The following is a 12,799-nucleotide window of genomic DNA, read 5'->3' as shown; positions in this document are numbered from 1 at the left end:
CAGGTCGCTTTATTTGCGATCAGATCCGCAACTTGTGGTTTTTGCCGACCCGAGCAGGAAAAAAATAAGTCATTGAAATTATTGAAAAGTGAATATGTGCTTTTCGATAGCCGGCAGGGAATGGCGGCACCGACAATTGTGGATGGAAACATAATAACGACAAGAACGGAGTCATTAATGACAGTAAAACATCCAATCAAAGCCAGCGCAGCTGCTGTGTTCGGTGTCCTGTACCTGGGGATGTCGGGCTACGCCGCTGCAGAGATTGGCATGGCGAAAGCCGACAAGGGCGGCTTCTATGTGCCCACCTTTACCAGCGACGATATCAAGGCATTCAATGCGTCGCGTAAAGAAGATCAAACCGGCGACCTCTTCCTCGTCCCCGGCAAAGTGAATCACGTACTGAATCGCCGTCAGCACCAAGTGTTTGAGTTCGACGACTCCATCAAGGGCGAACATACCTTTATCGTGCAGTTCGATGACAAGCCCGTCGCTACCTACGATGGTGGTGTGACAGGCTACGCGGCCACCAAGCCTTTGATGATGCAAAAGTCCGGTGCACTGAATCCAGGCCAGGCTCAGGCAGCTGAAGTAGTGCACTACCAGTCCATGCTAAGGAGCAAACAACAGAGTGTCCTGAATCAGGCCAGTGCCCACGGCGCCCGCTTCGAACTGAAGAACCAGTTTACCCTGGCCAACAACGCCGCCACGGTTCGCATGACCCAGGAAGACGCCGCGCGTATGGCGCAGGTTCCCGGCGTGAAAAAGATTACCCCTACCCGGGTGTTCAAGTTGCGTACCGACCGTGGTCCGGAGTTTATTCATGCCGATTCAGCCTGGAACGGCAATACCAGCTCTGGTCTGAAGGCCCAGGGTGAAGGCATGGTCGTGGGGATTATCGACACAGGTGTGAATACCGACCATCCAGCGTTTGCCTCAGATGCCGACTTTACTGCCAGCCATGAAAAATTGGGCGGTCAGTATCTGGGAGACTGTCAAACCGATGCCAGCCTCTGTAACGATAAGCTGATTGGCGTTTACTCCTACGAGGTGATTACTGAAGTCTATAACGCGCCCGAGTTTCAGGATTACTCCTGGCAGAGCAAGCTTATCCGTCCCCGCAACGGTGAAGATTACAACGGCCACGGCTCCCACACCGCCAGCACCGCCGCAGGGAACCGCATTGAAAATACACCGCTGCAAGCGGCCAACGGCGACAAGGTCAGCGACGGCGTAAACTTGCCATTCAACTTCGATCACACCTCCGGTGTTGCGCCCCGCGCCCACATTATTTCTTACCAGGTGTGCTGGCCAGGGAGCGGTGGTGATCCATACGCAGGTTGTCCCGAAGAAGCCATTCTCGCCGCCTTTGAAGATGCCATCCGCGACGGCGTGGACGTGATTAACTTCTCCATTGGTGGCGGCGAAAACTTCCCCTGGGAAGACCCAATGGAACTGGCATTCCTGTCTGCCCGCGAAGCCGGTATCTCAGTGGCCGCCGCTGCCGGTAACTCTGGCCCGTACTTCTACAGTGCTGACCATACCTCTCCCTGGGTAACCACTGTGGGGGCATCCACCCACGACAGAACCCTGGATGCGGGTAAAACCAGTATCACGGCCTTTGAATCCACCGGGCCTGCCTACACCATTCCGAAAAATGACATCGTGGGCAAAGGCTTTACCGAAGAAATTTCCGGTCAGTTTGTGCTGGCTGAAAACTATCCCGACCCCAACCCCAATGATGGCTATGCGGCCAAGACCTGTAATGCACCTTTCCCGGCCGGCACCTTCACCGCTGACCAAATTGTCGTCTGTGAGCGTGGCGATATTCCCCGCGTAGATAAGGCAATCAACGTACAGGCAGGCGGCGCCGGTGGTTTGGTGTTGCAAAACGTCAGCTATAACGACCCTCTGGTGGCCGACCGTTTTGTAATCCCCGGGATCAACGTGTCTTCCAGCGTGGGTTACAGCCTGAAAAACTGGATAAACCGCAGTAACGGCACCGCCCGCGGCACCATCACAGCCCATGTGAACGACTATCTGCTGGACGAAGAAAAAGGCAATCTGTTGGCCTACTTCAGCTCCATGGGCCCAAGCCGCTATATCGACAACCTGGTACCGGATGTCACTGCGCCCGGCGTAAATATCTATGCCGCCAACGCCGATGACCAACCCTTTACCAATTATCCATCGGCCAGCGACTGGACCATGATGAGCGGAACTTCCATGGCCTCGCCCCATGTGGCCGGCGCCATGACGCTGCTGACCCAGTTGCACCCTGACTGGACACCGGCGGAGATCCAATCGGCATTGATGCTGACCGCCAACGAAGTCAAATACCAACCTTATGCCGGCGCAACACCCGCTGAACTGCCATACCACTTCATGGCAGGTGCCGGTGCCATTGATGTGGCAAAGGCCGACGCCACTGGGCTTATCATGGATGAAACCATTGATGGCTATATGGCTGCCAACCCCAATAACGGTGGCATAGTTAACTGGCTGAACCTGCCATCCATGGTTGACATGAACTGTGAGAAAGAATGCACCTGGATGCGCACAGTCAAGGCCACCAAAGACGGCAGCTGGTCAGTCGGCACTGAAGTACGGGAGGACGGTGCTACCCTGGTTGCTACGCCGAACCAATTCAGCCTGAAGGCCGGGGAAACCCAAACCATCATGGTCAAAATGACGGTACCGAGCATCAATCGCTACGCGGTCGATCCGGATGACGGTGATTCACCATGGGAAAGCAATACCAACTACGCCCTCTTTAATGGCAAGCTGATGCTGACCGAGAGCACCGGCAACTCACCTGAGTTGCATATGCCTGTGGTGGCTCTGTCCAACTACGACCAACTGCCTTTTGCCAAGCAAATCGAGTTCAACCGTGAACAGGGCTCAGAAACTTTTATCGTAAATACCGACAACTACAGCCAGTTTACCCCAAGATACTATGGGCTGGTTAAACCCGAAGTGGAACAGCATGAGTTGGGTCTGGTGAGTCCTATCATCAATATGGCCAACGTGGAAAAGTGGGGCCTCAGCAAGGTGGTGGTGCCAGAAGGCACAAAGCGCCTGATGGTGGAGGTACAGTCGGCCGAGGTCATTGGCTATGACAACAATCAGAACCCGCGCTATATCAAACAAGCTCCCGTGCTGACCGTGGGTCTGGATGCCAATGGCAACGATGGTTTTACCCCCTCCCAGGAGGAGATCGATGCCGACTACTACGCCCTCAGGAACGAGTTTTTTTCCGAGATGAAGTGTCAGTCATCATCCTCTGCGGTGCAGAACTACTGTGACATAGTGGACCCGACTCCCGGCACCTATTGGATTGCTCTGATCAACGTTGGCAGTGGCGAGCAGAAGTATAAGGTGAATACCGCCGTTGCCGTGATAGGTAACGACAGCGCAGCGGGCAACTTCCACCTTGAAGGTCCGGCATCCCACGATGGCAATGGCAACTACCAGCTGACCCTGAATTGGGATCTGCCGGAAGCGGCGGAAGGCGACGTGTTCTACGGTGGTTTCGACATGGGTAACATGCCTGGCGAAGAAGGCACCCTGGGCTTTACCTCCCTCACCCTGAGACGCGGTAAGGACAATGTGTCCTTTAACCTCAGCCAGGACAAGGCCCGCAATATGGATGTGATCGAAATCGATCTGTCTATGCTGCCCAACCTGGAAACTCAGGACAGAGATTTCAGCTTCAAGCTGACACTGCCCGATGGTATGCGTTTGGCGCCTGAAACCCTCAAGACGGTTAATGACAAAGCCCTGACCAATCTCGAAATGGATGAAAAGGGCTTCAGCCTCAGTGGTAACCAGCCAAGCACCCGCAATATCCAGCGGGAGTATGTGGTGACCAACAGCCTGACGTCTGCCCAGTGCCGTACTCCCATCATTGATGAGTACTCGGACGGTGGCTATATCGACTTGCATGAGTTCGGGATGCAGCCCGACCAAGTCTGGCACGTGGGAGACCATCGTGCCTATAACGATGTCCCTATGAACTGGCTGTTCTGGGGCATGGATCAGGAGCAATTCAAACTCTATAACCAGGACAACGGTGGCTTTATCCGTATGCACGCCGTGGGCGCCATGCAGTTCAACAGTGCCTATTGGATGATGAACTACGTGCGTGGTCCAGGCTTCCTGTTCGAGTCAATCAACCCCTTCTGGCGCGGCAGCTTCGAAGCCAAGAACCGTCGTCACTGGGAAGATCCCTGGGGTTTGACCATTGCGGCTCAGTACGATGCAGACCGTCCTGATCTCGGCGATCTGCTGTTTATGGAGTTTGATAACGTCACAGATAAGCAAACCGGCGATGAATATGACTATGAAGTGATATTGCGCCCCAATCTGGACTTCCGTGATAATCGCTTCGAGATGATCTTTGCCTACGACAACCTGGGTGCAAACCTGGCGAAGGGTACTATTTTTGTCGAAGGCTTTGACAGCCCTTACTCTACTAACGTGGGTCCGAAAGATGGCTATCTCTACACCATGGTTGGCTTTGACAATCTGGATGAGGTGCTCGAAGACAATATGGTGATGTGTTTCGACTACCAGGGTCCCGAGCAGAGCGCCATCGACATGAAGGTGAAGGCGGTTGTCCAGCCTGAAGCCGTGGGTAAGACGCTGGAAATCCTGCTGACCCATAGCGTAGAAGGTCAGGCCGAAAAAACCACCAGCCGCACTATTGTGGTCAACAGCGATCTGAAAGTCGCTGCCATGCCCGATATGCAAGTGGCCGAAGACGGTGAATTGAGCGGCATCGAAGTCTTCTATCTTGACGCCAACAAGGTCGGCAACCACCTGCTGGTGAGTGGCGACCATGTGACGGCCACTGTCGATGGCAGCAGCTTCAGCCTCAAGCCCGATGCCGACTTCTTCGGTGAAACCCTGGTGACTGTGACGGTTCAGGACAACGAGCATGCAAGCGATCAGGCCAGCACCAGCTTTATGCTGACAGTCACCCCGGAGCAGGATGCACCGGTTGCCAAAACCGCCGAGGCTGAGATTGCCATCACAGAGGGTCAAACCATTACCCTGGATGCCAGCAGCTCAGTAGATATGGACGGTGACTCTCTGACATTCAGCTGGGATGGCCCGGGCACCTTCAGTGACGACAGCGCTGCTGTCACTAAGGTAACCGGCCTGTCAGTGGGTGAACACAGTTTCACCGTGACAGTGTCTGACGGTATGGATGAAGCCGAGGCAGAGGTCATAGTGAAGGTGGCCGCAGCTCCCGTCACTGAAACCACTCCAGCCAACAACAGCTCAGGCGGCAGCCTGGGTTGGATGGCCTTGCTGCTGATGGCAGCCGGAGCACTGCGCCGTCGCCATTAAAACCCCTTGGTGGCCAGGATCTTTTTCTGGTCACACTTCCCCCCAAACGAAGTGAAAACCAAAGACCGATGGCAACTCCATCGGTCTTTTTTTCAGCGCCTTTGCACTAAACCCTTCATGGCTGCAGCAAGCAGCATAAAAAGCGAATCAACCGACCTCTTGGGCAGCTTTTTTTTTGGGCAGATTATCGCGCACCTCAAACCAATCCACATGGGTATCGTAAAACACATGGGCCATGGGCAACTGAGCTATGGGGTCATGAAAACAGGCACGGACTATGTGTAGTTCACCCGGCCAGCGGCTGGAAGTAAAAAACAAACTGCTGCCGCAGCGGCGGCAAAATCCCCGCCGCGCCGCCTGTGAGGAGGCAAACCATTGCAGCTGCTGCTCAGGGTCGCTGATGCGCGCAGCCGGTTCACTCACCCCTACCCAGGTCACAAACGCCGCCCCGTGGGCATGTTGGCACTGAGTGCAGTGGCAATGGGCGACCCACTTGGGTGGCAAATCGATGTCCACATTAATGGCACCGCACAAGCAAGCGCCTCGGGCAATTTGGGTTTTGTCCATACCAGTACTCACCCGGGTTGATTCAACAGAGGATATTGCCATTGTTGGCAACCACAGGCTCATTGTCCAGTGAACTGGCCGTTTAAACGCCACCCTGAAACGGCCAGAGGAAACCCAGGTTACCGACTCATCATACAGGCTTCCAATTCGGCCTCTGACTTGCCTGATGCCTTTTCCATGGTGGCGGACAGGCACACATCCAGCGCCTCGTAATCATGCTGGCGGCGGTATTCGCTGTGGCAATCTCTGAGCCTATTCACCACCGCCTGCTCCAGCGCACCCTGACTCATACCGGCACAGGCAGACACAGCTTTGAACACGCCGTTACCGCGCATGGTTTGGAGCGTCTGCTGCAGCCCCTGCTCGAATAATTCGGCGGATAGCTCGGGTTCTTCCGAGGCTTTCACAGCCAAGGGGAGCAAAGTGCCAAGGAGCAGCATCAATATCAGAGGGTGTTTCATGGGTAAGTTCCTTTTACTCGGGCAAATGTCAGTGCCTGTATTGGCGTTAACGTTATGGCGCACCGCAAAAATGGGCCACAGCACACCTTAAAGAAACGCCTCTGGCTGCACATCAATCCTTGGAATGAGATTTAGTCACCCAAGCAGGAATAAGCGCTGGGACCTACACTTTAGTCCTGTGCCTGCATGGGCGGCACAGTTCTGCAATCATAAGGAGAGATTCTGATGAGAGTCAGTCAATGGAAGCGACTTGGTATGCTATCGGCCCTGGCACTGGGAATGACGGTGGGTTCGGCTCAGGGGGCTGGTTATTTGAAAATTGGCGATATCAAGGGCGAAAGCCAAAACGATGCTCACCGGGAGGAAATCGAACTTCTCAGCTGGAGCTGGGGCACCAACAGCAGCATGAATGGCTCGGGTAGCCTCTGCATCATGGATGTTGCTTTGGTCAAATATACCGACAGTGCCACCGTGGATATTTTGATGGGGCAGATGATGGGCACCCAGTACCCCGATGCCGAAATTTCAATGACCCAAAGCGGCAGCGTGCGCACTGAGGACTACTTCAAGATGCGCATGCGCAATGTCACGGTAACCAGTTATCAAACCGGTGGCAGTGGCTATGAGCGCATGACTGAGAGTATCACTCTGCATTTCGATGAAGCGTCAATTGAGTACCGTCGTCCCGGGCCAGATGGCAGCCCAGGCGCTCCCGAAGTCACCCGTATCAGCTCCAGCAGCCATAAGTGCCACTGAATCAGGCTATGGGCACATTCATGGATGTGCCCAAGCCCAGGATTTTGCCAGAGCACATACCTAATCGAGGTCTTTCAGGGTTGCCATCCCCAGCTGTCGCATTTGCCGCGCAATCCAGTCGGCACGCCGGTTCATATACGCCGTGGGCGGATTGATGCGATATGACCAGGGATTGGGAAGTAAGGCGGCCAGCAATGCCGCTTCTCTGGTGCTAAGCTTGCCCGCGCCCTTATTGAAGTAATAACGTGACGCGGCCTCTACGCCATATATCCCCGGCCCAAACTCCACGATATTGAGATACAGCTCCAGGGTGCGACGCTTGCCGCTTAAGGTATCCAGCAGCAGAGCAAACCAGGCCTCAAGCCCCTTACGCACAAAACTGCGTGAGGACCAGAGAAACAAATTCTTGGCCGTTTGCTGGGTGAGCGTACTGGCGCCGCGAAGGGGCTCTCCCGGATCTCTGTCTGCAATGGCCGTTTTGATGGCCGCGAAGTCGACCCCATTGTGCAGGGTAAAACGCTGATCTTCGGCCGCGATAACCGCAAGCTGCATATGTGCCGCAATCTTGTCCAATGGCACCCACTGGTGGCGCACCTGAATATCTTCTTTCGGAGGAAACAGCGCCCTGTCGATACGCCAGGCCCAGGTGGGTGGATTGATTACGCTCACTGTTGCCACCAACACCAGCGATAGAATCAGAAATGCCACCAGCAGCCGCGCGCTCCAGCGCCAGAATCCGCGCCATGTACGGGCGATAAACCCCGCCTTTTTGCCGCCTCCAAGGTCTTTTTCAGACATTACCCAGACTCCGGCTGGCGAGATGACTCATGGGAACCTGCTTGTGCTGGGTCTTTGCAACTCTCTGACTCATTGACTTATTTCGCCTTTATGCCGATTGCTACAGAGGGGCTGGCTAATCTTCCGCAGGTAGCAGATAGATCCATTTGGGATCCTGGCTCCAAGGTTTGATGATTTTGCGCTTTTTATCCTTGGTATAGAAGCACTTGCCAAACAGGATAATCCCCGCACCCTCAAAATCAGCCCGCTCTTTAATCCCAAATCGTTTAAGCAGAGCATCACGGACATCAGAGATGGCAATGCCCACCTCACGGCTGTCTGTTGGATTGAGCCAATGCATGTCTTTATCCGCGTGGGATAAGGTTCCCCAATACATGCGCGGCGCGCCTTTCTCCGTTGGAATTGCATCGGCAAAATTCACAAACAGGTTTTTCGCACGCCAGCGATGTATCTCATCGGTGTAGACCCAAAGATCCGAGCCAGCAAGCTCACTGCCCCGCAATAAACTCAGAAGCAGTTTTTTCAGCCCCAGTTTTGGGGCCTGCAGCGCATCCTCTGCTTGCTCGGCAGCCTTAGCTCGGGTATCGGATGTGTGTTGTGGATGAGCCTCATAGGAACTCTTAGGCTCCCTGACTGATGAGGCAGTGGATTGACCGGCACTCCTGCGCCCAAGCCGCACCGGCGCATCAAAATCAATACTCAGGCCGTCTTCCTGTTTAATGGCCTGACGCACGGCCGCAATATCGGCCTCATGTTCTTTGCTGGCGCTGGATGGGCGATATTCGGGGCACTCATCACTGTGGTAGAGGGAGCCAAAGCAGGCCGCCTTGCCATCGCTTGAGGCGCGGCGAAAATAGGCCCGCGCGCCGCATCCCAGGCAAAAGAGCGATTGCCTGAGCTGCTCCTGCATGGCCTCATCGAGCTTGGCAAAACCGTAAACAGAAAAGACCCGAACGGTTTCTCCCGGCTGCTCACAGCGTACATCCAGCATAGTTCAACTCCCCCGACCCACCTGGGTTTATCCTCCGGCTATCGGAGCGTAATGGCAAGTCAAAGCGGCTGATTTATCAGGAAAACTGTTTCAGCCACTGGATAAAGGCCTGTTTGGGCATAGCGCCGGCCTGTTGCCCCAATATCTTGCCCCCCTTGATGACCATCAGCGTGGGAATGGAGCGAATGCCGAAGCGGGCCGCCAGAGCCTGCTGGCTTTCGGTATCCAACTTGCCAAAACGAAAACCGGGTTCAATCTCCTCTGCAGCCGCACTGAATACGGGCGCAAAGCTTTGGCAAGGGCCACACCAGGCCGCCCAAAAGTCCACCACCAGAGGCAACTCGGATTTGACGGCATGGGCATCGAAGTTTTCGGCGGTCAGCTCCATCGGCGCGCCGGTAAACAAGGGCGATTTACAGCGACCACAGCTGGGGGCGTCGCTGAGTCTGGTGTCGGGCACCCGGTTCAGACCGTGGCAGTGGGGGCAGGCAAGGATCATAACAATGGCTCCAAAATAAACGCAGGATGACACAAAACATGGGGGCAGAGCGCCTCTATTACAAGGCGAAAAAGCCTGCATTCTTCACTTTTGCAGCCAACTCTGTCAGGGTTAAAGACGGGAAAAACAATGCTAAAAATAACAGGGACCTCAGATGACATCAGGAATTCAGACAAGCTTTCAGCAAAGTCGGCCTCGCAGCCTGCTCCTTGGTCTGTGGCTGGCGATTGCCGCCCCAATAGTGTGTGCACAGACAGAGACATCCGCCGCCGATAATCTTCCCATCGCCGCCAACGCCACTGCGCTGAGCTACGGCACTGCGTATCAGGCCCCTTCCCGTCATTTTGGTGAAGACAGACGCTTCATGGTAGCGCTGCCGGAGCGCTATCACGCCGGTGAACGCCGCTATCCGGTGCTTTATGTCATCGATGGCGACTTTCAGTTTCGCCATGTCTCAGCCGCAGTGAATAACCTCAGTCGCATGGGCAAAATCCCCCCCATGATAGTGGTGGGTGTGGCAACCCAGGGACAGGCAGACTATATCAAATCCACCACCTGGGCCTCCGAGCGGGAAGGTGATGAGTTTGGCGGCGCCGACACCCTGATGGCCTACCTGAAAGATGAACTCTTGCCCCTGATTGACGGGAAGTTTCGCACCAGCGGCAAAAATGCCATCGCGGGCTATTCTCTGGGCGGCCTCTTTACCCTCGAGGCCATGATGGCCGATGACACGCCCTTTTCCGCTTTTTTGGCCATGAGCCCCAGCGCCTGGTACGACGATTACGGTATCAACGACCGCATGGCGGCTTACATCAAAAAGCACAGGACAATGCCACCGCTGTTTTTATCGGTCGCCAACGAAGAGGGCATGGGCGTGCAGCCGCTGTTCAAGCTGATTGAAACGTCGATGCCAAACTCCGGAGTGGTATTTAAGCACTACCCGGATGAAACCCACTACACCACCGCCATGCCTGCGCTTTTGGATGCCCTGGCGTATCTGGCCCCGGCCTACTACACCGACCTGGACGTGCTGCTGCCAATGGCCAACTACCAGGATGTGTTAAACCATTTCGAAGCCAAAGGCAGCCAATGGGCCGGATTTCGCTTCGAGTGGTTACAGTCCTACTACCTTGCCAAATATTTTTTCATTACCAAACAGCAAGATAAAATAGAATCCTTCCTCGATGATGCACAAAAACGCTTCCCCGAATCCAACACAGAACTGTGCGTTGCCATGGCCAAAGCCTATTTGAAAAATCAGCAACCAAAGAATGCGGTAAACGTGCTGATGCGCGCTGAAAAGGAAGGCCAGCAAAGCGCCGATTGGCTGGCACAAATGAGCGAAGCCCAAAAAGCCATGGGCGCCATAAAAGAAGCCGAGGCCCTCCACAGCCGTGCAATGGCGCTGGCGAAAGCACAGGGGCTCGAAAGCTGGGAATATTGGGAACTTAACCCGAGACGTTTTTAACTTCCAGCAGGGCCAAAGGGCGAAATGAGCATCAAAAAAGGCGCCTGTGGCGCCTTTCTCATTAAGCTTAACGGCTGACCCTGACCTCAGGGGAGTTCATCAGCGCCAGCATGGGGTTGGCTGCCATCACGCTGGTATACATCAGCTTGCCGATGATAAGCCCCGCCACAAAACCGCCTATATGGGCCCAGTAAGCCACGCCCTCACCCGCCATATACAAACCGAAGATGTTCAATGCGAGCCAAATGCCGAAGAACACCAGAGGTGACACCTTCTTTTGAAACACGATGAACATAAAGGTCAGGCTGGCATAGCGGAACCACAGCAGGTACATGCCGAACAAGCCGGCAATGGCACCGCTGGCGCCCACCATGTAGATATCGCTGCCGGGCTCGGAGATGATTTGTGCGGCCGCAGCCGCGAGACCACACACCAGATACAGTCCCAAAAAGCGCGCCCGACCAAGGGCATCTTCCAGGTTGTCGCCCACCACGTAGAGGAAGTACATGTTGCCCGCGAGGTGAATGATGTCGCCGTGGAGGAACATATGACTGAACAGGGTCCACACATGGCTGCCGTGCATCACCTGATTCGGTACGAGGGCAAACTGCTCGAAGATGGGATCTATCATCGACAAGTCGAAACCATAAATCCCAAAAATCACCAAATTCAATCCCAGCAGCCACCAGGTCACCACGGGTTTGGTTTTGGGTTTGAGATTGAACTCCACCGGCATTTGCGACAAAAACTGGAACAGCCAGGTTTTGACACTGATTTTGCCATCAAGCTCTGCCAATGCCTGACGAACCCGGGGAGACTGCACCACCTTGTCGCACTCATGCTTGTCGAGCCAGACACCGCGGCAAGAGGGGCATACGTCAATTTCGATTTCAAACTCCTGCATCAGGTGATAGCGCTCCAGAGAGGAGCCGCAGTCGTGACAGCGACGTTCTGAGCACCCCAGATGCGCCCCCATGGACTGCTCAAGCACTACGGCATCATCGCCGTTGTCGGCCGAGGACAGCGCCCGGTCCAGTTCACCATTTTCAAACCAGAGACCGGCACACTTGTCGCAGGTATCCACCTGCTCACCGTGAAAATCAAACACCCTGAAACTCTGATGCTGGCAGCCGGGACAGGTTAATTGCTTTTTCATTTCGAGTCCTCCAATACCCCAGCCCGGCGCAGCGATTCACCGAGCGCCTCATAATCACGTTTCAGTGCCGGTAAGGTTTGCTGTTCCATGGACGCTATCACCAGACGCAGCTCTTTTACGCCGTAGGTCGGCCCATAGAACTTGGCCTCCAGCTTGTCGATAATATCGGCCGACTGGCTATGGAAGCGCCGGGAGGCAGAGAGAATTTCCGACGGGGTTTCCAGCGTGCTTTGAGAAAAGCGCATGTTTTCCCACACAAAGGTAGCCACTGCAGGGTGGTGCCGTTTGATATCGAAGGGGCGTTCTTTTTCTATCTTATCCGCATATGCCGTCAGAATTTGCACGTTGTCGGCCAGCTCATCATAGAGGGCGTGGCGCAGGTGATAGTTATTTTGCTGGCTCATCAGCGAATCAAAAGCGATGGCCTGGGATAAACCTTCTTTCGCAGCGAGATATACACCCGCCACTGTGGCGATAATCATAAAGACCTGACTTATCCAAAAACTGGTTTTCACCAGCTCCTGATTGTCCAGTCGCAGTGAGTGTCGTGAGGTTTCGGCGTGGGTCTGAACGCCCGGTGCAACAGCCACTGGGCTCTGACTTTCAATATCCATATCAAGGTACTCCTAATCCTTGGATTTCATTAACGATTTAATGAAGAGGGGTGCAAAGAATCCAAGGATACGCGCCGCGGCGAGTGTAGACCAGTGCCAACGTCAAAAAATCCATTCAAGAGTCCGGCGGCTTA

10 protein-coding genes are annotated in these 12,799 nt (G+C 54.6%); 3 read left to right on the top strand and 7 right to left on the bottom strand.

The genetic code is table 11. The annotated features are described in order from the left end of the window. Positions 1 to 177 precede the first annotated feature (177 nt). Entirely contained in the window at positions 178 to 5,355 is a 5,178-nt protein-coding gene (locus SAMA_RS03910) for a S8 family serine peptidase (protein WP_011758862.1), read from the top strand. A 147-nt stretch (positions 5,356 to 5,502) separates the two neighbouring features. On the opposite strand, the gene SAMA_RS03905 is transcribed toward SAMA_RS03910, so the two are convergent. Next, positions 5,503 to 5,964 carry a GFA family protein gene (locus SAMA_RS03905; protein ID WP_198134299.1) on the bottom strand — a complete coding sequence of 154 codons (462 nt, stop codon included), beginning with the start codon at positions 5,962 to 5,964 and terminating at the stop codon, positions 5,503 to 5,505. Positions 5,965 to 6,041: 77 nt separating this feature from the next. After that, positions 6,042 to 6,383, bottom strand: a complete 342-nt coding sequence (locus SAMA_RS03900) for a hypothetical protein (protein WP_011758860.1) — start codon at positions 6,381 to 6,383, stop codon at positions 6,042 to 6,044. A gap of 225 nt (positions 6,384 to 6,608) precedes the next feature. Between SAMA_RS03900 and SAMA_RS03895 the strand changes: the two genes are divergently transcribed. Further along, positions 6,609 to 7,139 (top strand): Hcp family type VI secretion system effector, encoded by a 531-nt coding sequence (locus SAMA_RS03895; RefSeq protein ID WP_011758859.1) that lies wholly within the window; start codon positions 6,609 to 6,611, stop codon positions 7,137 to 7,139. 60 nt (positions 7,140 to 7,199) lie between these two features. On the opposite strand, the gene mtgA is transcribed toward SAMA_RS03895, so the two are convergent. From mtgA to trxC, 3 genes are all read right to left on the bottom strand, one after another. Then, positions 7,200 to 7,937 carry a monofunctional biosynthetic peptidoglycan transglycosylase gene (gene mtgA / locus SAMA_RS03890; protein ID WP_011758858.1) on the bottom strand — a complete coding sequence of 246 codons (738 nt, stop codon included), beginning with the start codon at positions 7,935 to 7,937 and terminating at the stop codon, positions 7,200 to 7,202. Positions 7,938 to 8,052: 115 nt separating this feature from the next. Next, on the bottom strand, positions 8,053 to 8,928 hold the full coding sequence (locus tag SAMA_RS03885; RefSeq protein ID WP_011758857.1) for a hypothetical protein: 876 nt from the start codon (positions 8,926 to 8,928) through the stop codon (positions 8,053 to 8,055). 76 nt (positions 8,929 to 9,004) lie between these two features. Further along, the gene (gene trxC / locus SAMA_RS03880; protein WP_011758856.1) at positions 9,005 to 9,427 is read right to left on the bottom strand and encodes a thioredoxin TrxC; all 423 of its coding nucleotides are present in this window, start codon (positions 9,425 to 9,427) and stop codon (positions 9,005 to 9,007) included. Between the two features lie 154 nt (positions 9,428 to 9,581). Here trxC and SAMA_RS03875 point away from each other — a divergent pair, with 154 nt between their 5' ends. After that, positions 9,582 to 10,895 carry an alpha/beta hydrolase-fold protein gene (locus SAMA_RS03875; RefSeq protein WP_011758855.1) on the top strand — a complete coding sequence of 438 codons (1,314 nt, stop codon included), beginning with the start codon at positions 9,582 to 9,584 and terminating at the stop codon, positions 10,893 to 10,895. Positions 10,896 to 10,962: 67 nt separating this feature from the next. Here SAMA_RS03875 and SAMA_RS03870 read toward each other — a convergent pair whose 3' ends face one another. Then, a complete protein-coding gene (locus SAMA_RS03870) occupies positions 10,963 to 12,051 on the bottom strand; it encodes a rhomboid family intramembrane serine protease (RefSeq protein WP_011758854.1) in 1,089 nt (362 codons plus the stop codon). Continuing rightward, the gene (locus SAMA_RS03865) at positions 12,048 to 12,665 is read right to left on the bottom strand and encodes a hypothetical protein (protein ID WP_011758853.1); all 618 of its coding nucleotides are present in this window, start codon (positions 12,663 to 12,665) and stop codon (positions 12,048 to 12,050) included. The genes SAMA_RS03870 and SAMA_RS03865 overlap by 4 nt, the downstream gene beginning before the upstream one ends. Between the last annotated feature and the right edge of the window lie 134 nt (positions 12,666 to 12,799).

It is taken from the genome of Shewanella amazonensis SB2B (assembly GCF_000015245.1).
GTDB classification, from domain to species: Bacteria; Pseudomonadota; Gammaproteobacteria; order Enterobacterales; family Shewanellaceae; genus Shewanella; species Shewanella amazonensis.
The sequence above is the reverse complement of the archived record's forward strand: the minus strand, read 5'-3'. Positions and strand labels throughout refer to the sequence as shown.